We start from the raw sequence: 22,186 nt of genomic DNA, 5'->3' as shown, positions 1-22,186 counted from the left end.
TACGATGAAAAAAACATTATTTCTAATTCTAACAGTAATTTTAACTCTTTCAATTTCGGCAGAAAATTATCCATACAGAAGCAATGTTTTATGGGTTACCACTCCGGATCATGATAATTGGATATATAAATTAAACGAGACGGCAAAAGTCACTATATCTCTTTACGAATACGGCATCCCTGTGAATGATAAAGAAATAAGGTACAGCATTGGTCCTGAATTGTTGGCGGCAGAAAAAAGCGGTACGATTACATTAAAAAACGGTCAGGCAGTATTGTCCATTGGCACCATGAAAGAACCCGGATTCAGAGATTGTAGGCTGGAAACCACTTTAAACGGTGTAACATACAAACACCATGTAAAAGTTGGTTTTGAACCTGATAAACTCAAACCTTATACAACATTTCCCGATGATTTTTCAGCCTTTTGGGACGAAGCCAAAACAGAAGCAGCTAAATGTCCTGAAAAAATTGAAAAGACTTTTGTTCCGGAATTTTCAAGTGATAAAGTGGATTGCTATCTGTTGAAACTGCAGGTTTATAAAAAGGATCATTACGTATATGGTTATCTGACTATTCCCAGGAAAGAAGGCAAATTTCCGGTTGTATTTTCACCTCCCGGAGCAGGAATCAAACCGATGGATCCGATGAAGCATATCTTTTATGCTGAGGAAGGCTTTATTCGTTTTGATATGGAGATACATGGTATCAGACCTGATCTTGATGCAGATACATATAAAGAGATCAGCAGGGCTTTCGGGAAAGGCAATAACAGCTATCTCGTAAATGGGCTCGATAACCGGAATTCCTTTTACATGAAAAAGGTTTATATGGCATGCATTGGGGCGCTTGACTTTCTGACATCATTACCGGAATGGGACGGTAAAAATCTGATTGCCCAGGGCGGAAGTCAGGGTGGTGCACTATCACTGATTACAACAGGACTGGATTCACGTATAACAGCCTGCGCAGCCAATCATCCGGCTTTGAGCGATATGATTGGCTATAAATATGGTCGCGCCGGAGGTTATCCGCATTTATTTACCAAATTCTCAGGCATGGACACTCCGGATAAACTTAATACACTGAAATATTACGATGTGGTCAATTTTGCCAGATTAATCAGGGTTCCGGTTTTTATGACATGGGGATATAACGATAACACCTGTCCTCCAACGACCAGCTACTGTGTCTATAATTCAATTACTTCCCAAAAAAAAGCATTAATTACACCGGTTAATGAACATTGGGTTTCAACAGAAACAAGGCATGTTATTCTGGACTGGATTAAAAACAATCTGAAATAGATTTATTCCAGATCAAGGTCGAACATTTTACGTAAAAGGTTCAGATCAGGATTTTTGCTGATCATCCGCTGAAGCTTCTCTGAATTGGTGAAAAACTTTTTCTCCTCCACTGTTTCATCAACAGTTATAACCAAACGAATATCATCATTTTTCAGTTTTGACCTCAAATGATCCATAATCAGGCTTTGTTCCTCCACAATTCTTTTTTCCTGAATATTATTGTGAACCGTTAGCTTAATCGACACTTCATCAGAAGCCAGGGCAGGTTGATGCGACTTAAGTGTTTCTGCTAAATGCACCTTATCTTCAGCGATCTCGGAGATCATATTGTTCCACTCCTTCAATAAAGACTCCTCAGTAAATTTTTGCCTCATTTTTGAAGTTGATTCACCTGAAGAACTTACCGATATATTCCCGTCCTGGGATGCATTACCTTTAATGGATATTCCGATAGAACCTAAACCGCTAACGCTTTTGACCTTTTTAGGAATTTGTTTTTGTGGCTGAACTGAATCAGGTTTTGCAGAAATGGATTGATCATTAGTTTCAACTTCTGATTTTTCCTTTTCTACTTTTGTAGGTTTCTGCTTAGGCTCTTCAGCATTAATCGGAGCCAGCATTTTTTCATCAACCTGTTCAGTTATTTTTTTTTTGGTTGGCTAACTGAGCCAACTTAATCAGGGTTAATTCAACCAATAACCGCTTATTTTTACTTAACCTGTAATTCAGATCGCAGTCGTTAGACAATTCCAATGCTTTGTAGAGAAAAACCTGATCACAATTTTTAGCTTGTGTTATATATTTCTCTTTTATCGCATCACCTACCTCAAGCAAAGCTACTGTTTGTGTATCCCTGCATACCAGTAAGTCCCTGAAATGCGAACTTAATCCGTTAATAAAGTGACTGGCATCGAATCCTTTATTCAATATTTCATTAAAAATCAAAAGTGACTGGGAAACATTTCCGGAAAGAAAATGGTCAACAAGCTTGAAATAATAGTCATAATCCAGAACATTCAGGTTCTCAATGACCTTCTCATACGTCACATTGGTTCCGCTGAAATTTACAACCTGATCAAAAATTGAAAGCGCATCACGCATACCTCCGTCTGCTTTTTGAGCAATTACAGAGAGGGCCTCTGGTTCAACTGTTACATTTTCCTTTTCAGCGACATATTCCAGATGATCTATGGCATCCTTTACACTGATACGGTTAAAATCGAAAATCTGACACCGGGATAATATTGTCGGGATAATCTTATGTTTTTCTGTAGTGGCCAAAATAAATATGGCATGTTTAGGCGGCTCTTCAAGTGTTTTTAAAAACGCATTAAAAGCCTGCTGCGACAACATATGGACCTCATCAATGATATAAATACTGTATTTCCCGATTTGCGGAGGGATCCTGACTTTTTCAGTCAGAAGCCGAATATCATCAGTAGAATTATTCGAAGCTGCATCAAGCTCATGAATATTGTAGGAACGATTCTCACTGAATGCTTTACATGATTCACACTCGCCACACGCTTCAATATCCTGAGTTGGATGAAAGCAGTTTAACGTTTTGGCAAGAATACGGGCACATGTTGTTTTTCCAACTCCTCTGGGTCCGCAAAACAGATAGGCGTGGGCAATATGTCCTGTTTTTATGGCATTCTTTAATGTCCCCGTAATGGACTTCTGTCCAACCACGGTATCAAAACTCAGTGGTCTGTATTTTCGTGCCGATACTACAAAATTATCCATTTATTGTGCTGCTTTGTGCAAATATAATTAAATTTAAAAGTGTGTCCCTTTGAGTTCATGAATAGTTATTCACATTTAAAGAAACATTTTGGTATAAATTTTGCATACATTACGAAAAATCTAGAGCCATGTTACAGAAAAGTATTTTGTTCATTTTTGCATTATTAATCACAATACCGGGTTTTTCCCAAAATGATGAAAAAGTATATAATGCATCCGAAGTCACTGTACTTCCAATATTTGCACAGGGAAAGATGAGTCTTGCCGATTTCCTCAAGTTTTATCAGCAGTATCCTGAGCAGGCCAGAGAAAAAAATGTCACTGGTACTGTTGAAGTCTCACTCATTGTTTCATCTGATGGTGAAATTCTTAATTCTTCCATTTCAAAAGGGGTTGAAGAATCTCTGGATATAGAAGCATTGCGTCTGGTTGATCTTATGCCTGAATTTTCTCCCGCCGAAATAAACGGAAAACCTGTCAATTGTAAGATTAATATTGATATCCCTTTCCAAAGTACAGCTACAGCAACAATGATGCAGCCGGTTACAAAAAATACTGCTGTTCAGGATCAAACCGCTGAAACAGTGCAAAAGGAAGCCAAATCTGCCGTGCCTGCAAAAAAGAATCCACTGTATGTAATTGATGGTAAAATTGTGAATGAGGACATGAAAGTAAACGCAGACAATATTGAATCAGTGCGCGTTATCAAAGGTAAAAAGGCGATAGAAAAATATGGCCAGAGAGCCGCTGATGGCGTAATAATATTTACAACAAAGAACTTTACAAATAATTAAGCACATACTGCTCTAAATGCAAAAAAGTGCTGAAGAAATTCTTCAGCACTTTTTTTATTCCTGCATATCATTTAACAGGTCTATCTTCTTCTTCAAAATTTCAAGCCTTTCCTTAGCCTTTTCAATTTTTCGCTCGTAATCCTTGACAACTGAACCGGACTTTTTGCCCGTAGAAAGAAATCCGATATTGTTCTCCCAAACTGCAATGTCATTTTCAAGTGTTCTGTATTTATTAAGCAGCTTGTTACGTTCTGAATTCATCTTGTCATCAGAATTATGACCAACCTGAATATCCTCAATCTTAGATCGGTATTTTTCCACCTCGCGCTTGGTTTCATCCATATTCAGCTTATCAAAATGCCTGTTTATTGCATTACGATACTCGTTATATATGGCATCTTTATCGCGGAAGGGAACATGCCCGATATCATTCCACTTGTCCTTATATTCATGTAGAATCCGAATTGTTTCCTCATTTTCTTCTCCCGGTTCAAACGCATTAATCTCGTCAATAAGTTTTTTCTTCATTTTCAGGTTATCATCCTGAACCTTATCAATATCGTGAAAAAATTCTTTCTTCCTGTTAAAGAAATGATCACATGCATCTCTGAATTCATTCCATATACTGTCTGAGAATTTTCTTGGAACCGGGCCAATCTTTTTCCATTCTTTCTGTATTCTGACCAGCTCATTGGTAGCCTTTTTCCAGTCCTCACTATCCTTTAATGCCACAGCTTTATTCACCAACGCCTGTTTCATCTCAAGGTTTTCATCCTGTAGTTTTTTATATTCCTGATAAAACTTACGTTTATTATCAAAAAACTCATCACAGGCCTTTCTGAATCGTTCGTATATCTTGTTATTATATTTTCTTGGAGCAAAACCAATCGTTCTCCACTCCTTCTGAATGGCAATAATTTCCTGCGATTTCTTATTCCATATCTTAGGTCGCTCATAAGACTGGCCCGCAATCTCTTCAACTTTTTCACAAAGAGAGGACTTTTTCTCAAGATTTTCCTTCTGATTCTCCTTTATATCATCGTAATACTTCTGATGCTTTTTATTGATTTTAGCCGTAGCTTCTTTAAATCTTTCCCAAAGCGGTTCTTTAAACTCTTTGGGTACAGGGCCTATTTCACGCCATTCCTTGTGTAACTCCTGCAGGTTATTAAATGCACTTACTGCATTTTCTTCGTTCAGAAGTTCTTCAGCAACCTCACATAAATGCTCTTTAGCTTCCTGATTCTTTTTCAGATCAAGATCACGAAGATCTTTATTAATCTTTATGTAATCATAGAACATCTCTATGCTATGGTGATAATTTTCATAAAGATTCCGGACATTTGCCTGAGGAACAGGACCGATTTCCTTCCATCGTTTTTGTAGTTCTCTGAAATTATTAAACGTATTGTTGATAGATTCTTCGCTCTGGATCAACTCTTTAATTCCCGATATTACATCACGCTTAGCCAGTAAATTCAGTTCCTTTTCTGCTTCAAACCTTTTAAGTAACTCATATCTTTTTTTGCGGTAATCTGCCAAAAGCTCACTGAGTAGCTGTTCCTGGGGATCTGGTGGCATTTTAAAATCCTTTTCTTCACCACCACCTGCAATAAATTTTTCATGGGTTACAGATACCTCATGCTGATATTTTTCGTAAAAGGTATTTTTTATTTTTTCCACCTCATCTTTCAGGTTCCTTGAAGTAAGCGGAATTGTATCTATTAAATGCTTCAGACGGATAACAAGTTGCTCCTTAGTTAGAGAATCATGATCAACGTCGTCTATTTCTTCTTCAGTATCGTTCTCATTATCATCATCATCCATATCCTCAGATTCGTCACTGCCTTCATTTTCAGCTTTCTGCAAATCTACAGATTCAGATCCTTCTTCCTCTACAGGAATAGATTCCTTTTCATCTCCAGCCACTGATTCCTCCGCAGATGGCTCTTCTTCTACTACCTTTCCGTCAACATCGGGTGTAATTTCTTCGTTATCTACTGAAACCTTTTTTTGATCCGTGTCATTTGATAAACTGGTATTTTCTTCTGTATTAATGCCTTCTTTTTCAGGCATTTTTTCAAGATCATTGTTCATAATAAAACAATTTTGGAGCGTTACACAATTTTTATAAAATTAAAATAAAAATAGATAAAAACGAACTAAATACAGAAGTTTAGGGATTATCACAAAATATTATTCCTGTTGACAGACATTATTGTTAAGCTCATCTTTTTATTATATATTAGTCTAAACTCTGTATTTATGGAAATTCCTCTGCTAAACACATTATACAAAAAACAGAAAACTGACCGTGACATTTTCCAGGAACTAATGCCATTTAAAGTTAAAGAAATCCTTTTGGTAGCTACACTTTACGATGCATTTTCGATAACCAGTGAAGGTCAGTTCTTTGATCGTATTGTGGGTGAGTATCTTCAACTAAACCTTTATGCTGCCCCTCGAATCACAAGTGTTTCATCTGACGAAGAGGCCCTTTTAAAGCTGCAGTATAACAATTATGATATGATTATCTTGACGGCTGGACTCAACCGTCTTTCACCTATATCACTGGCTGCAAAAATTAAAAAAGTAACTCCTGAAGTTCCCATTTTACTGCTGGTAAATAATAATTCAGATCTGAAATACTTCAAAATGCAAGGTGGTAAGAGCCGGAATTTTGAACGCATATTTGTATGGAACGGGGATAGCAAGATATTCCTTGCTATGTCAAAATATGTAGAGGATAAAACCAATGCATCTGCGGATACAATGATTGGTAATGTGAGGGTCATACTATTGGTTGAAGATTCGGTCCGTTACTATTCCCGGTACCTTCCGCTTCTCTATTCAATCGTAATGAAACAAACTCAGGAGATTATTCATGAACACACAGTCGATGAACTTCATAAAATCCTAAAAATGAGAGCAAGACCTAAAATCTTGCTGGCAACATCATACGAAGAAGCCATTGAAATTGTAAATAAGTACACCGAAAATCTATTGTGCGTCATTTCAGATGTTTCCTTTAATAAGAACGGAATTCCATCTCAATATTCGGGAGTTGATTTGCTGAATTATGTTCGGGATAAAGTCGAGATTCCTATGTTGATGCAATCTTCCAACATGAAAAACAGGGCAAAGGCAGATAATCTTAACGTTGATTTCATTCATAAGGAATCCGAAAGCCTGGCGCATGACATCCAGCATTTTCTGATGTCTCGTTGTGGATTCGGGGACTTTATTTTTAAAGACATTGACGGTAATCCTATTGACAGTGCTACAAATCTTAAAGAATTTCAGAAAAAACTTGAGCTTATCCCAAATGAATCCTTATTATATCACGGAAGCAGGAATGGTTTTTCAACCTGGCTCATGGCCCGAGGAGAAATAAACCTGGCAAAAAAACTGAGGCCTGTCGATATAACCGATTTTACTTCTGTTGATGCACTAAGGCAAGCCGTACTTGATGCATTTGAAAATGTAAGGTTAAAGCGATTACGTGGTCGTGTGGTCAGATTTGACCCAAGTCACATTAATACAAGACGTTACATTCTAAGACTTGGCAACGGGTCATTCGGAGGAAAGGGACGTGGTATAGCTTTTCTGTCAGATTTTATTGAAAATATCAACTTTGAAAAGCTTATTCCCGGTATTCGTATTGCCGTTCCTTCCACGGCCATTATCGGAATAGAGGAATTCGAATATTTCATCGATAAAAATGACCTTTCTGAACTAATATATGGAGTGGAGGAAAGAGGTTATGATTTCATCAAAGATCGCTTTTTACACAGCGAGCTTTCACCTGAGTTAAAGGAAATTTTATTTGAATATGTCCTAAATTCCAGAAAACCTTTGGCTATTAGGTCTTCAGGATTATTTGAAGATTCCTTCATGCAACCCTTTTCAGGTGTTTATAACACATATCTCATCCCCAACAACCACAAAGATGTTACTGTGCGATTTAACCAGTTGCAAAGTGCAGTTAAATTGGTTTATGCCTCCATTTTCAGCGATTCTTCCCGCAACTATTTTAATGCAGTGAACTACAAAATTGAAGAAGAGAAAATGGCCGTTATCATCCAGGAGGTAATAGGTAACACACATGAGAATTATTTTTATTCAGATATGAGCGGAGTAGCCCAATCCTACAACTATTATCCATTTGCCTATATGGAACCGGATGACGGATTTTCTGTTGCAGCAGTGGGACTGGGAATGTATGTGGTAGGTGGAGAAAAATCGCACCGCTTCTGTCCAAGGTATCCAAAGCTGGAACTAAAATCATTAAGTGACCAGATTAAAGATTCACAGACCTACTTTTATGGATTAAAACTTAATAACGTCAAACCGGAAGATATAAAAGTTGAACATGAAAATCAGTTTATTGAAAAATTAAGCACTTCGATAGCTGAAAAAGACGGGGTTCTGGAGAATTGTGCTGAAGTTTATGATTACCAGAATGAACGGCTGGAACATGATTTTGAGAAAAAAGGTCCCCGCGTAGTGAATTTTGCAAACATCTTACTTTATGACAAGTTCCCACTTGCAAATGCAATAGAAACTTTATTAAAGCTCTGCACCGAAGCCATGGGCTCTCCAGTGGAACTGGAGTATGTTGTTGATTTCGGATCAGAATCGGATAAAAAACCTACGTTATTTCTTGTACAGATAAAACCGCTTATTCAGAAAGAGCTGGATGTTAATATTGAAGATGAGGATTATGATGAATCCAAAGCCTTACTAATTGCATCCAAAGGAATGGGTAACGGAAAGTTCAGAAATGTAAAAGATGTGATTTACATGAATACCGATAACTTCGACCGTACAAAAACCGATGAGATGGCTAATGAAATAAAAATCATGAATCGTCAGCTTTCAGCCGAAGACAGAGAATATGTATTGATCGGCCCCGGAAGGTGGGGCACACGAGATAAATTCACCGGAATTCCGGTCTTATGGTCCCATATTTCCAAAGCGAGAGTAATCATAGAAATCGGATTAAAGGACTTCCCACTTGACGCATCGCTTGGTTCACATTTTTTTCATAATGTAACATCTATGAATGTGGGATATTTTTCTGTTCCTTTTAATTCAAAGGATAATTTTATTAATACAGAGATGCTGAACGGAGGGGAATTGATTTCAGAAACAAAATACTTCAAACATGTCAGGTTCGACAAACCGTTGCAAATAATTCTGGACGGTAAAAAAAGAAAAGCTGTTATTGTGGTAAACGAATAACAGCCTTTCCATCATCTTTTTATTTCTTTATGAGCAGCCAGACATCTTTATGCTCCGGATACATTTCCATGATGGAAGCAATTCTGTTTCTGGCATCCTTTTCAAAATCGGAAGAGTAAACTGCCACCCGGTAAAAACCGAGTTCACTCTTTAAGATAACAGGTGAAGTAAAACCTTTATTACTTATCTCTTCCACATAATTATTCGCATTCTTCAGATTCTCAAAACTACCCAATATTACATAATATTTGTATGAGATATCATTAGGCGAAGCATTAACAACTGAAACTGCTTCTTCCTTAACAACGAATTTATGTGTTTTACACGATGTAACCGCTAACACTGCAACAATCAGTAAAAGAAAATATTTCTTCATCATATCAATTTTGAGGATTAAACGAATTGGCTTACAATGATACTTAAAAAAAAATAACGCATTCAAGCGAAATACGTTATTTTTTAATAAATATTGTGTTAGTAATTAAAGAGTCTTTTTAACTTCTACCTCTTTATATCCTTCAATAATATCACCTATTTTAATATCATTGAAATTCTGAATATTTAAACCGCACTCATAACCGGAAGCCACTTCTTTTACGTCGTCTTTAAAACGTTTCAGTGAACCTAATTCACCTGTATAGATAACTATACCATCACGTATAAGACGTATTTTAGAGTTTCTGTTTATTTTTCCTTCTTTAACCATACAACCGGCAATGGTTCCCACTTTTGTAATTTTAAAGGTATCCCTCACCTCAAGTGTTGCTACAATTTCCTCTTTAATATCCGGCGATAACATTCCTTCCATTGCATCTTTTACTTCGTTTATTGCATCATATATAATAGAATACAGGCGAATGTCAATTTCTTCTTTTTCTGCCAGTTTACGGGCACTCATTGAGGGTCTGACCTGGAAACCAATTACAATGGCATTTGAAGCAGCAGCCAGCAAAATATCAGCTTCTGATATCTGACCAACAGCTTTATGCTTAATATTAACCTGAATCTCTTCTGTTGATAATTTAAGTAAGGCATCAGACAATGCTTCTATTGAACCATCCACATCACCTTTAACAATCACATTAAGTTCCTGGAAGTTTCCAATAGCAATACGACGTCCAATCTCATCCAACGTAATATGTTTCTGAGTACGTAACCCCTGCTCCCTTTGCAATTGTTCACGTTTGGTTGCTATATCGCGAGCCTCTTTCTCTGAACTGAGTACATTGAAATCATCACCTGCCTGAGGCGCTCCATTCAATCCAAGAATTAATACCGGTTCTGCAGGTCCCGCCTCCTGTATCCGTTGATTTCTTTCATTGAACATGGCCTTTACATGACCATGATATGCACCGGAAACAATAACATCTCCAATGCGAAGTGTACCATTCTGTACCAGCACCGTAGCGACATACCCACGGCCCTTATCCAAAGATGATTCTACGACTGAACCTGAAGCATGCTTTTGAGGATTTGCTTTCAGATCCAGTAATTCAGCTTCTAAAAGAACTTTTTCAAGAAGTTCCGTAACATTAAGTCCCTGTTTTGCTGAGATATCCTGTGACTGGTACTTTCCACCCCATTCTTCAATGAGGTAATTCATTCCAGCCAATGATTCTTTTATTTTTTCAGGATTCGCTCCTGGCTTGTCTATTTTATTAATCGCAAAAACAATTGGAACTCCAGCCGCTGCTGCATGATTTATCGCCTCAACGGTTTGTGGCATAACATCATCATCTGCTGCAACAATAATAATTGCGATATCTGTTACTCTTGCTCCTCTGGCACGCATTGCCGTAAAAGCCTCATGCCCCGGAGTATCGAGGAATGTTATTTTTCTTCCATCTTCAAGGGCAACACTATATGCACCAATATGTTGCGTAATTCCTCCAGCCTCACCTTCAATTACATTTGATTTTCTTATGTAGTCAAGCAACGACGTTTTACCGTGGTCAACGTGCCCCATAACCGTTACAATAGGTGATCTTGGAGTATCATCTTCCAGATCTTCATCTGCAGTTTCTATTGCCTCAAGTACATCTGCACTTACAAACTCAACCTTGTAACCAAACTCATCAGCCACAATCGTAATAGTCTCCGCATCAAGTCTTTGATTAATAGACACAAACAAACCAAGGCTCATACAAGTACTGATCACATTGGTCGGAGCCACATTCATCATGTTAGCAAGGTCGCTTACCGTAACAAATTCTGTCAGTTTAAGAATGTTTTTCTGTTCTTCCTGACGTGCAAGATCCTGCTGATGTTTTTCAGAAACAGCATCCCTTTTATCTCTTCTGTATTTTGCACCTTTGGATTTACCTTTGTTGGTCAATCTGGCAAGCGTGTCTTTTATCTGCTTCTGAACATCTTCGTCGCTAATTTCCGGCTTATAGGATTTTTTTCCACCCTTGGTGACTTTCTTTTTACCGGCACCCTGTTTGGAATCTCTGTAGGCATGACTTCCAAGATTAACCTTCTCCTTGTCTTTGATGATACGTTTCCGCTTTTTCTTGCCAGATTGATCATCATCGTCAGTTGAACCGGAGCCAGTTTTTTTGTCAACCTTAACAGGACCTCTTGAATCAACGCGCTCCTGATTAACTCTCTCCTTTTTCTGATTTTTTTGCTTCTCTCTCTCCAGCCTTTCTTTTTTCTTTTCTTCTTTACTCTTCTTGGCAGGACGCGTCTTCTGGTTTATCGTGGAAAGGTCTATTTTATCAACGACCTTTATTTTTTGCTCTATTTTAACGTCTGAAGGTTTAAAAACCTCCACCTCTTCCTTATTCGTATTCTCATCTTCGGTATGTGAATCAGAATTTGAATCCGTTTCATCCTCCTGCTTTGCAGATTCAGCCACCTCCTCAACTTCTTCAGCAGCTTCCTCTTCAACGGCTTCATCCACCACTTCTTCCTGCTGAACCATCTCAGGTTCTTCCTTCACAGTTTCAGGTTCCGGCTCAGATTCCAGTTCAGATTCCGGTTCCGGTTCTGGTTCAACCTCTGGTTTTGCTTTTTTCTTTTTACCAATGGAATCCAAATCAATCTTATCAACAATCTTAAATGAAGGTCTTTCATCCTCAGGAATAAGTGTTGGAATTTCTTCCTCCTCATCAGTTGCTACGTTCTCATGAGGTCCGTCCTGTAAAGTTATTGTTGCTTTAGTTTTTTCTTTGTTATGACGCTGTTCACTTACCTTATCAGACTCTTTTTTGGCTGACAAATCAGAGCTGAATTCTCTTCTGAGAACTTCATAAACATCGTCATTAACCTTAGTGTTAGGGTTATTCTCAACATCCTCATAACCCTTTTTATGCAGAAATTCAACCATAGTTGAAATACCTACATTAAATTCTCTAGCAATTTTATTTAACCTTACAGCCATAAACAAATACGCCTAAATTAATTAATTGTAAATCCGAAAATCTTATTCAAACTCGGATTTTAATATTTTGAGTACATCTGCAACCGTTTCTTCTTCCAGGTCTGTACGCTTAACAAGCTCTTCAAATGAAAGTTCCAGCACATTTTTTGCAGTATCACACCCGATAGCTCTAAGCTCGTCGATTACCCATTCTTCAATTTCATCAGAGAATTCATCCAGAGAAACATCTTCCTCATCTACTGCATCAACCTCTCTGTAAACATCAATATCATAACCAGTTAACTGGCTGGCGAGTTTAATATTTAATCCGCCTTTACCAATAGCCAGTGAAACCTCATCCGGTCTCAGATAAACTTCAGCCTTTAGGGTCTCTTCATCAAATTTTATGGATGAAATCTTAGCAGGACTCAAAGATCTTGAAATAAAAAGTGAAGTATTATTGGTAAAATTAATGACATCAATATTTTCGTTTCTTAATTCTCTTACAATACCGTGAATTCTGGCACCTTTCATTCCTACACAAGCACCAACCGGATCAATACGTTCATCATAAGATTCCACCGCCACTTTTGCTCTTTCTCCTGGAATACGAACAATTTTCTTGATGGTGATAAGGCCATCAAAAATCTCCGGAACTTCTAATTCAAATAATCTTTCCAGGAACACCGGAGATGTTCTTGACAGTATTATGACCGGTGTATTGTTACGCATTTCAACTTTGGCAACCACAGCTCTTACAGCGTCACCCTTTCTGAAATAATCCGATGGAATCTGCTCAGATTTCGGTAAAATCAATTCGTTTCCTTCATCGTCGAGTAAAAGTATCTCTTTTTTCCATACCTGGTATACTTCTGCAGTAACAATATCCCCAACTCTTTCCTTATACTTTCCGTAGAGATTATCTTTCTCCAATTCTAATATCAGTGAAGCCAGGCTTTGTCTGAGATTTAAAATAGCGCGACGGCCAAAGTCAATCAGCTTAACCTCATCGGTTGCCTCTTCACCAACTTCATAATCTTCATCAATTTTTTTTGCATCAGATAAAGCAATCTGTAGATTTGGATTTTCTACTTTCCCATCTTCCACAACTTCTCTGTTTCGCCATATCTCAAAGTCTCCCTTATCAGGGTTGATAATGATATCAAAGTTCTCATCCGTGTCAAAAAGCTTTCTGAGTGCACTTCTGAAAGCGTCTTCAAGCACACTGGTCATCGTGGCCCTGTCAATATTTTTTAATTCTTTAAACTCAGAAAATGTATCAATAAGATTAATGTTGTCCATCTTACATTCTATTTAAACTTTATAACTACTTCAGTTTTTGCAATTTCATCAAACGACAGCTTATGAACCACGTCAACAATTTCTTTCTTTTTTTTGCCTTCAATGGCTAACTTCTCTGTTGTCTGAAGCTCAATACCATCTTCATTTACACTTTTAAGCAAACCTGTTAATGGTTTACCATTTTTAGGTGTCACAGTTACATCCTTGCCAACATTCTTTTTATACTGACGAAAAACCTTGAAAGGCTGGCTCAATCCGGCTGAAGACACTTCTAGATCAAAATCGTCCGTTTCCCTGTCAAAACTACCTTCGATCAACCTGCTGACTGCAACACAATAATCAATATCAACTCCTGTGTCAGAATCAATGTGCAATGTAATTTTATTGGAAGCCGTAACATTTAAATCAACAATAAACACATCATCCTGAACAAGTTTTTCAGAAATAATATTTTCTATCTGATCCTTTGTTATCATCTCATTTAAGTAATAAAATAGGGGACAACTTGTCCCCTACTCAGATCACATTGCGGCGCAAAATTAATGATAAAAGTTCACTTTTCAAAATAATAAAACGTAATATTACAAGGGGTTTGAGTTGCAAAAAACCTTCATAATTTTCACAATTTTTTTGTCTTCATTATAAATGAAATTATGTGAATAATTAATTCTGAAAAAGCCTGTTATTAGTAGGTTTGAAAAACATATAAGTATTTATAATTCAATTAAACAGCTTAACAAAGATTAACGTAGAAGGTTTGGTTTATGTTTTAAAAAAGTCATAATTTTGAAACCTACAAAACAGGTAGATTTTTTCATAGTTAAGGTTTAGGTTAAATGGGTAAAAGGGTGGCGCTCGCCACCCTTTTTCATTTTATTCTCTCTCCGACAACGTTATATAATCCTGCCTTGGGGAAACATTCTTATAAGCGGGACGAATAATCCTTCTGCTCTGGAATGTTACCTCTTCTATTCTGTGAGCACACCACCCCGTAATCCGAGCAACTGCAAAAATTGGAGTAAATAACTCTTTTGGAATTTTTATACTGTTATACACATAACCTGAATAAAAGTCCACATTAGCCGAAACCGTTTTGGAACTTCCTCCTTTAAATTTAGAAAATACCTCCGGAGCAAGTCTCTCTACAGTGTTATATAAATAGTACTCATCAAGGTTTCCTTTTTCTTCAGCCAGCATCCTTGCCTGTTCTTTCAGAAGTACAGCACGCGGATCCGATTTAGTATAGATGGCATGTCCGATACCATAGATTTTTCCTGATCCATCGAAAGCTTCACCCTTTAGAATTTTCGTCAGATATTCAGCCACTTCAGCTTCATCATCCCAGTGTTTTACATTCTTTTTAATGTTCTTCATCATTTCAAGAACCTTCAGGTTGGCACCACCGTGCAAACGCCCCTTTAAAGACCCAATAGCAGCGCCTATCGCCGAATATGTATCTGTTTGAGAAGAACTTACAACGCGTGTGGTAAACGATGAATTATTTCCACCACCATGTTCTGCATGTAGTACAAGACAAAGATCAAGTACAGAAGCTTCCAGTGCCGTGTAATCACGTCCTTTCAACATGTAAAGAAAGTTTTCTGCTGTACTTAAATCCGGTTGCGGATGTCTGATTATCAAAGATTTTCTTTGATATGAGTGCCGCATACCATAATATGCATAAGCAGTAATTACAGGAAATTTAGCAATCAGGTTAAGTGACTGATCAATCAGGTTTGGAAGACTGTAATCTTCTGCTTTCGGATCCTCTGCATAAAGACTTAAAACAGATCTTGCCAACATATTCATAACATCCTGACCACGAAGTGAAAGGATCATGTTTTTGGAAAAGAACTGAGGCAAGTCCCTTAACGTGGTTAAATAATCCGAAAACTCCTGGAGCTCTGTTTTAGTCGACTGCTTTCCGGTTAGCAACAAAAATGCGGTTTCATCGAATCCGTGTCGACCACATTTTTGAAATCCGTGAACCAGATCACTTATTTCCACTCCACGATAAAATAGTTTCCCGTCAACCGGTACTATTTTATCATTTTCTTTCACGTAACCTACCACGTCGCCAATGTTAGTTAATCCAACCAAAACACCAGACCCATCTGCATTACGCAAACCACGTTTGACATTGTAAGTATTATATAACCCCTTGTCTATCTGACAGGCATTATAAACTAAATCTGATAAATTCTCAACCATAACCAATTATTTATTTTTTTTACTCTCCAACCAAAGTATCTAAAGCTTTTTTCACCTTTTCGAAGGTGAACTTTCCAAAGACACTATCGAAATAAGATGCAATATCCTTATTGCAAAGATTCCCGATACTTCCTTCGTGTGTATGAACAACCTTCTTTTCAGGATGATAATTGCCAGCTTCAATGTCCAGACCAACCTTTTTGTAAGCTTCCCGGAAAGGCACACCGGCCAGAACCAATTTATTTACTTCCTCCACACTGAACATATATGCATACTTATCGTCCGCCAGAATAGCATCATTAATTTTGATTTCCTTCAAAGTATGAACCGAAATTTCCAGGCACTTATTCAATTCATCAAATGATGGGATAAAGACCTCCTTAATTATCTGCATATCTCTGAAATAACCGGAAGGCAGATTTGTTGTTACTGAATTTATGGTGAAAGGTGTAGCCTGAATTACATTACATTTTGCCCTAACCAACTCAAATACATCAGGATTCTTTTTATGCGGCATAATACTTGACCCTGTTGTAAACGCATCCGGCAAGGTAATAAACCCGAAATTCTGACTGGAATACAAACAGGCATCCATAGCAAAACGTCCCAGTGTTGCAGCTATCCCGGCTAAAGCGAAACCTACTGTTTTCTCCATTTTTCCTCTTCCCATCTGTGCATATACCACATTATAATTCATGGTATCAAATCCCAGCAAATCTGTTGTCAACTGTCTTTTTAAGGGGAAAGATGACCCATATCCAGCAGCGGACCCGAGCGGATTTCGGTTTGTTATGTTCCATGCCGCCAGAAGCAATTGTAAATCATCTGCCAGACTTTCGGCATAGGCGCCAAACCATAAACCAAATGACGAAGGCATAGCAACCTGAAGATGTGTGTAACCGGGCAGTAATACATCCTTATATTTTTCACTTAAATCCTGCAACAATTCAAAAAGAACTTTGACATTATCTGCAAGAATTTCAATTTGTTTCCGGGTAAATATTTTGAGATCAACCAAAACCTGGTCATTTCTTGAACGCCCGCTATGTATCTTTTTGCCAATATCACCCAATCTTTCGGTCAGTAAAAACTCCACCTGTGAATGTACATCCTCAATCCCCTCTTCTATCTTAAACTTCCCCTCCTGAATATCTCTGTAAATGTTTTGCAGTTCCTTTTGAAGCAACGGTAACTCCTTATCGCTAATCAGGTTAATCCGGTTTAACATGGCTATATGTGCTAATGAACCAAGTACATCTGACTCAGCCAGATAATAGTCAAGTTCCCTATCCTTTCCAACTGTAAAGGATTCTACCATATCATTTACTGATACATTTTTTTGCCACAATTTCATAATTATCAAATAAGAGGTAAATAAATTCAGATAGGCATTCAATGTGATAAAGGGAATGCAAATCTATCAAAAAATACCGTTTGCAGATCAGAATTACCTGTAAAACAGCATTATAAAACTTCAGGTTATTGTGCGCTATGCTTCACCCTGTGGTCCGAAACCCATTGGAATATTATGATTGTTACCACCTTCGGGCAGATCAATGGTTCCGTGAAATGATTCAAACTTTTTAATGTTTTCCTGTAGTGCCAGCATTAATCGCTTTGCATGTTCAGGAGTCAATACAATTCTCGATTTCACTTTTGCTTTTGGTATTCCCGGCATAATTCTTACAAAATCCACTACAAATTCACTGCTTGAATGTGTTATGATTGCAAGGTTTGAATATGTTCCCTGTGCTACTTCTTCTGTAAGCTCGATGTTAATCTGTCCCTTTTTATCCTGTTTATTTTCCATGTTGTAACTTTTTCGCTAAGATACAAAAAAAGGGTGTCTTAAAAAGACACCCTTAATCTATAGTTTTACGTGTTTTTACTCACCTAAAGCTTCAACAGAATCTGTAATGTTTTTTCTGGCATTAACCAGTTTTTCATACTCTTCCTTTGAACCTACAACCAGTTTTTCATATTCTCTCAAACCGGTACCTGCAGGTATCAGGTGGCCGCAAATTACATTTTCTTTCAGACCTTCCAGATCATCTACCTTACCGTTGATGGCAGCTTCATTCAGAACTTTGGTAGTTTCCTGGAATGATGCAGCAGACATAAATGATTTGGTCTGCAGAGCAGCACGTGTAATACCCTGTAAAACCTGACTGGAAGTTGCAGGAATTGCATCCCTCGCTTCAACCGGTTTCAGGTCACGGCGTTTCAGCTGACTGTTTTCGTCACGCAAACGACGCGCTGTAACAATCTGACCCTCTCTGAGTGTTGTGGAATCACCTTTTTCAACAACAACTTTTTTACCCCAGATATGGTCATTCTCTTCCATGAAGTCATTCTTGTCAACAATTTGCTTTTCAAGGAAGATAGTATCACCAGGATCTTCGATGTATACCTTACGCATCATCTGACGTACGATAACCTCAAAGTGCTTATCGTTAATTTTCACACCCTGCAGACGGTACACATCCTGTACCTCATTCACGATATATTCCTGAACCTTGGTAGGCCCTTTGATATTTAGAATATCGTTTGGAGTAGTAGCTCCATCTGAAAGTGGAGTACCTGCCCTGATATAATCGTTCTCCTGAACAAGAATCTGTTTGGAAAGTGGCACGAGATATTTCTTAACTTCTCCAGCCTTGGAAGTAATAACAATCTCGCGGTTACCACGTTTAATCTTACCGAATGATACTTCACCGTCAATTTCTGCTACAACAGCAGGGTTAGATGGATTTCTTGCTTCAAACAGCTCGGTAACACGTGGAAGACCACCAGTGATATCACCCGCTTTACCAACAGCACGCGGAATTTTCACCAGAATCTGACCACTTTTAACTTCTGTTCCTTCCTGGATAGAAATGTGAGCGCCAACAGGCAGGTTGTATGATTTCAGAACATCTCCTTTATCGTTTACAATCTGCATACTTGGAATTTTGTTCTTATCCTTAGTTTCTGTGATAATCTTTTCACTTAAACCGGTTTGTTCATCAGATTCACGCTTGTAGGTAACACCGTCAATAACGTTTTCAAATTGAACTTTACCAGCCATTTCAGAAATGATCACCGCATTATAAGGATCCCATTCACAAATCTTGGTATTCTTCTCAATTGCAGCTCCAGGCTTAATGTACAATTTTGAACCGTAAGGAATAGTATGTGTCGATAATACAATATTTGTCTTTTTATCGATGATACGCATTTCTGCCAAACGGCCAATTACCACATCTATATTTTTACTAAACTCATCAACATGAGGTACAGTACGTAATTCCTCAAATTCGGCAACACCATCATATTTTGAAATTACACTGTTATCAGTAGCGATGTTACCGGCAGTACCCCCAACGTGGAATGTACGAAGTGTTAACTGTGTACCCGGTTCTCCAATGGACTGTGCAGCAATAACACCAACAGCCTCACCTTTTTGAACCATTTTACTGGTAGACAGGTTACGTCCGTAACATTTAGCACATACACCTCTTTTCGATTCACATGTAAGTACTGAGCGCACTTCCACAGTTTCCAACGGTGAGTTTTCTATTAATTCAGCTTCGTGTTCCCCAATAATTTCACCGGAACGTACTATCAGGTCACCTGTTTGAGGATGATAAACATCATGAACAGTTACACGACCCAGAATCCTGTCACTTAAAGAGGCTACAATTTCTTCCTTATTTTTGATTGGAGAAATACTCAGACCACGCAGTGTACCACAATCTTCCTCTGTAATAATCACATCCTGTGAAACGTCCACTAAACGACGGGTAAGATAACCCGCATCCGCGGTTTTAAGAGCGGTATCCGCAAGACCTTTACGTGCACCGTGCGTAGAAATAAAGTACTCCAGTACCGAAAGACCTTCTTTAAAGTTAGAAAGAATCGGGTTTTCAATAATCTGTCCTCCTTCTGCACCTGACTTTTGCGGTTTTGCCATCAATCCCCTCATACCGGACAACTGACGAATCTGTTCCTTGGAGCCCCTTGCACCAGAGTCAAGCATCATATAAACAGAGTTGAATCCCTGGTTGTCGGTACTCAACTGTCTCATCACTGTTGAGGTCAGCCTTGAGTTAATGTGCGTCCAGGTATCAATAATCTGGTTATAACGTTCATTATTTGTAATGAAACCCATATTATAGTTGGACATGATCTCCTCCACTTCCGCATATCCTTCAGAAACCAGACTTTCTTTCTCCTCAGGAATAATAACATCTTCAAGGTTGAAAGATAATCCTCCCCTGAATGCATTTATATATCCCATCTCTTTAATAGCATCCAGGAAATCGGCTGTTACAGCAGTACCACATTTTTTGTATATGGTCCCAATGATATCACGCAAAGATTTCTTTGTTAAAATCTTATTGATATAACCAACTTCCTTGGGTACATTTTCATTAAAGAGTACCCTACCTACAGTTGTTTCAATGATTCTGGTAATAATCTTACCTTCTTCATCAATATCTGTAGTTCTTACTTTTATTTTTGCATGAAGCGCGACTCTTTTCTCATTATATGCAATAAGAACCTCTTCAGGTGAATAGAAGGTTATTCCTTCACCCCTGGCGCCCTCACGTTCTTTTGTAATATAATACAGACCCAATACCATATCCTGAGAAGGAACAGTAATTGGAGCTCCGTTCGCCGGGTTAAGAATATTATGCGATGCAAGCATCAGCATCTGAGCTTCGAGAACAGCAGCATTTCCTAATGGCAAATGAACCGCCATCTGGTCACCGTCAAAGTCAGCGTTAAATGCTGTACATGCAAGCGGATGCAACTGAATAGCCTTACCTTCAATTAGTTTCGGCTGGAATGCCTGGATACCCAAACGGTGCAAAGTAGGCGCACGGTTCAGCATAACAGGATGACCTTTCAATACATTTTCAAGTATATCCCAGATTACAGGCTCTCTTCTGTCAACAATCTTCTTAGCAGATTTTACAGTTTTTACAATACCTCTTTCAATCAGTTTCCTTATCACAAAAGGTTTGTAAAGTTCTGCAGCCATTTCCTTCGGAATACCACACTCATGCATTTTAAGCTCAGGACCAACAACAATTACAGAACGTGCAGAATAGTCAACCCTTTTACCAAGCAAATTCTGACGGAAACGTCCCTGTTTTCCTTTCAAACTGTCTGACAGTGATTTCAACGGACGGTTAGCCTCAGTTTTAACTGCACTTGCTTTTCTTGAGTTATCAAATAAACTGTCCACAGCTTCCTGAAGCATACGTTTTTCGTTACGTAGAATCACTTCCGGAGCTTTGATATCTATCAGTCTTTTTAACCTGTTGTTACGGATAATAACCCTCCTGTAAAGGTCGTTAAGATCCGAAGTAGCGAAACGTCCACCATCCAGCGGAACCAAAGGCCTCAACTCAGGTGGAATAACCGGAACAATTTTCACAATCATCCATTCTGGTTTGTTCCTACCTTTAGATGCACGGAATGCCTCTACAACCTGAAGTCTCTTCAGTGCTTCATTTTTACGTTGCTGCGACGTTTCATTGTTTGCTTTGTGACGCAGATCGTAAGACAATCCATCAAGATCCAGACGGGCTAAAAGATCAAAAATAGCTTCTGCTCCCATTCTGGCAATGAATTTGTTCGGATCGTCATCGTCAAGCATCTGATTTTCTCTCGGAATTGTATCCATAATATCCAGATACTCCTGCTCCGTAAGAAAATCCATTACATTAATCCCATCTTCTTCTTTAACACCTGGCTGGATTACTACATATCTTTCGTAATAAATAATGCTATCCAGTTTTTTGGTCGGTAATCCAAGAAGATATCCAATTTTATTTGGTAAAGATTTAAAGTACCAGATGTGAGCCACCGGAACAACCAGTTGGATATGCCCCATACGTTCCCTTCTCACCTTCTTTTCAGTTACTTCAACACCACAACGGTCACAAACGATTCCCTTATAACGAATACGCTTATATTTACCGCAATGACACTCATAATCCTTAACAGGTCCGAAAATCCTTTCACAGAAAAGTCCGTCCCTTTCAGGCTTATAAGTTCGGTAGTTGATTGTCTCTGGCTTCGTAACCTCACCGCTTGAACGCTCCAAAACTTCTTCAGGAGAAGTTAAGCCGATTGAAATGCGGGTAAAATTACTTTTAACTTTATTATCTTTTCTGAATGCCATAAAGCAATATATTAAAAATCAAAAATTCAATTAAAGAACACCAC

The 22,186-nt window shown here is 38.2% G+C and carries 14 protein-coding genes; 3 read left to right on the top strand and 11 right to left on the bottom strand.

Annotated elements, in window-relative coordinates; all coding sequences use genetic code 11:
• Nucleotides 1–4 precede the first annotated feature (4 nt).
• Complete coding sequence (locus ACE01N_RS14030; protein WP_380590130.1) at nucleotides 5–1,306, top strand: acetylxylan esterase; 1,302 nt, start codon at nucleotides 5–7, stop codon at nucleotides 1,304–1,306.
• Nucleotides 1,307–1,308: 2 nt separating this feature from the next.
• Here the strand turns inward: ACE01N_RS14030 and ACE01N_RS14025 are convergent, their stop codons facing one another.
• Both ACE01N_RS14025 and ACE01N_RS14020 read right to left on the bottom strand, forming a co-directional pair.
• Nucleotides 1,309–1,926, bottom strand: coding sequence for a hypothetical protein (locus tag ACE01N_RS14025; protein WP_380590127.1), 618 nt, complete (start codon nucleotides 1,924–1,926; stop codon nucleotides 1,309–1,311).
• Nucleotides 1,927–1,942: 16 nt separating this feature from the next.
• Nucleotides 1,943–3,052, bottom strand: coding sequence for a DNA polymerase III subunit gamma/tau (locus tag ACE01N_RS14020; RefSeq protein WP_380590124.1), 1,110 nt, complete (start codon nucleotides 3,050–3,052; stop codon nucleotides 1,943–1,945).
• A gap of 128 nt (nucleotides 3,053–3,180) precedes the next feature.
• Between ACE01N_RS14020 and ACE01N_RS14015 the strand changes: the two genes are divergently transcribed.
• A complete protein-coding gene (locus ACE01N_RS14015; protein WP_380590122.1) occupies nucleotides 3,181–3,846 on the top strand; it encodes an energy transducer TonB in 666 nt (221 codons plus the stop codon).
• A 54-nt stretch (nucleotides 3,847–3,900) separates the two neighbouring features.
• On the opposite strand, the gene ACE01N_RS14010 is transcribed toward ACE01N_RS14015, so the two are convergent.
• A complete protein-coding gene (locus ACE01N_RS14010) occupies nucleotides 3,901–5,943 on the bottom strand; it encodes a DUF349 domain-containing protein (protein WP_380590119.1) in 2,043 nt (680 codons plus the stop codon).
• 168 nt (nucleotides 5,944–6,111) lie between these two features.
• Between ACE01N_RS14010 and ACE01N_RS14005 the strand changes: the two genes are divergently transcribed.
• Nucleotides 6,112–9,090, top strand: a complete 2,979-nt coding sequence (locus ACE01N_RS14005; RefSeq protein WP_380590116.1) for a PEP/pyruvate-binding domain-containing protein — start codon at nucleotides 6,112–6,114, stop codon at nucleotides 9,088–9,090.
• Nucleotides 9,091–9,109: 19 nt separating this feature from the next.
• On the opposite strand, the gene ACE01N_RS14000 is transcribed toward ACE01N_RS14005, so the two are convergent.
• The 8 genes from ACE01N_RS14000 to rpoC form a co-directional block, all read right to left on the bottom strand.
• The gene (locus ACE01N_RS14000; RefSeq protein WP_380590113.1) at nucleotides 9,110–9,466 is read right to left on the bottom strand and encodes an SPOR domain-containing protein; all 357 of its coding nucleotides are present in this window, start codon (nucleotides 9,464–9,466) and stop codon (nucleotides 9,110–9,112) included.
• Between the two features lie 105 nt (nucleotides 9,467–9,571).
• Nucleotides 9,572–12,475 (bottom strand): translation initiation factor IF-2, encoded by a 2,904-nt coding sequence (gene infB, locus ACE01N_RS13995; RefSeq protein ID WP_380590110.1) that lies wholly within the window; start codon nucleotides 12,473–12,475, stop codon nucleotides 9,572–9,574.
• Nucleotides 12,476–12,517: 42 nt separating this feature from the next.
• Nucleotides 12,518–13,756 (bottom strand): transcription termination factor NusA, encoded by a 1,239-nt coding sequence (gene nusA, locus ACE01N_RS13990; protein WP_375727006.1) that lies wholly within the window; start codon nucleotides 13,754–13,756, stop codon nucleotides 12,518–12,520.
• Nucleotides 13,757–13,764: 8 nt separating this feature from the next.
• Complete coding sequence (rimP, locus tag ACE01N_RS13985; RefSeq protein ID WP_380590106.1) at nucleotides 13,765–14,232, bottom strand: ribosome assembly cofactor RimP; 468 nt, start codon at nucleotides 14,230–14,232, stop codon at nucleotides 13,765–13,767.
• 397 nt (nucleotides 14,233–14,629) lie between these two features.
• A complete protein-coding gene (locus ACE01N_RS13980) occupies nucleotides 14,630–15,967 on the bottom strand; it encodes a citrate synthase (protein ID WP_380590103.1) in 1,338 nt (445 codons plus the stop codon).
• Between the two features lie 19 nt (nucleotides 15,968–15,986).
• Entirely contained in the window at nucleotides 15,987–17,321 is a 1,335-nt protein-coding gene (argH, locus tag ACE01N_RS13975; RefSeq protein ID WP_380590100.1) for an argininosuccinate lyase, read from the bottom strand.
• 135 nt (nucleotides 17,322–17,456) lie between these two features.
• Nucleotides 17,457–17,777, bottom strand: coding sequence for a DUF3467 domain-containing protein (locus tag ACE01N_RS13970; RefSeq protein WP_375727002.1), 321 nt, complete (start codon nucleotides 17,775–17,777; stop codon nucleotides 17,457–17,459).
• Between the two features lie 75 nt (nucleotides 17,778–17,852).
• Complete coding sequence (gene rpoC / locus ACE01N_RS13965; protein WP_380590096.1) at nucleotides 17,853–22,142, bottom strand: DNA-directed RNA polymerase subunit beta'; 4,290 nt, start codon at nucleotides 22,140–22,142, stop codon at nucleotides 17,853–17,855.
• Nucleotides 22,143–22,186: the final 44 nt, after the last annotated feature.

It is taken from the genome of Quyinboa ferrireducens (genome assembly GCF_042436675.1).
Taxonomy (GTDB): domain Bacteria; phylum Bacteroidota; class Bacteroidia; order Bacteroidales; family UBA5342; genus JBHJHP01.
The sequence above is the reverse complement of the archived record's forward strand: the minus strand, read 5'-3'. Positions and strand labels throughout refer to the sequence as shown.

Excerpts from the sequence above, each read along its gene's own strand:
- ACE01N_RS14030 (WP_380590130.1), top strand. The coding sequence starts at position 5 with ATGAAAAAAACATTATTTCTAATTCTAACAGTAATTTTAACTCTTTCA.
- ACE01N_RS14025 (WP_380590127.1), bottom strand. The coding sequence starts at position 1,926 with ATGCTGGCTCCGATTAATGCTGAAGAGCCTAAGCAGAAACCTACAAAA.
- ACE01N_RS14020 (WP_380590124.1), bottom strand. The coding sequence starts at position 3,052 with ATGGATAATTTTGTAGTATCGGCACGAAAATACAGACCACTGAGTTTT.
- ACE01N_RS14015 (WP_380590122.1), top strand. The coding sequence starts at position 3,181 with ATGTTACAGAAAAGTATTTTGTTCATTTTTGCATTATTAATCACAATA.
- ACE01N_RS14010 (WP_380590119.1), bottom strand. The coding sequence starts at position 5,943 with ATGAACAATGATCTTGAAAAAATGCCTGAAAAAGAAGGCATTAATACA.
- ACE01N_RS14005 (WP_380590116.1), top strand. The coding sequence starts at position 6,112 with ATGGAAATTCCTCTGCTAAACACATTATACAAAAAACAGAAAACTGAC.
- ACE01N_RS14000 (WP_380590113.1), bottom strand. The coding sequence starts at position 9,466 with ATGAAGAAATATTTTCTTTTACTGATTGTTGCAGTGTTAGCGGTTACA.
- infB (WP_380590110.1), bottom strand. The coding sequence starts at position 12,475 with ATGGCTGTAAGGTTAAATAAAATTGCTAGAGAATTTAATGTAGGTATT.
- nusA (WP_375727006.1), bottom strand. The coding sequence starts at position 13,756 with ATGGACAACATTAATCTTATTGATACATTTTCTGAGTTTAAAGAATTA.
- rimP (WP_380590106.1), bottom strand. The coding sequence starts at position 14,232 with ATGATAACAAAGGATCAGATAGAAAATATTATTTCTGAAAAACTTGTT.
- ACE01N_RS13980 (WP_380590103.1), bottom strand. The coding sequence starts at position 15,967 with ATGGTTGAGAATTTATCAGATTTAGTTTATAATGCCTGTCAGATAGAC.
- argH (WP_380590100.1), bottom strand. The coding sequence starts at position 17,321 with ATGAAATTGTGGCAAAAAAATGTATCAGTAAATGATATGGTAGAATCC.
- ACE01N_RS13970 (WP_375727002.1), bottom strand. The coding sequence starts at position 17,777 with ATGGAAAATAAACAGGATAAAAAGGGACAGATTAACATCGAGCTTACA.
- rpoC (WP_380590096.1), bottom strand. The coding sequence starts at position 22,142 with ATGGCATTCAGAAAAGATAATAAAGTTAAAAGTAATTTTACCCGCATT.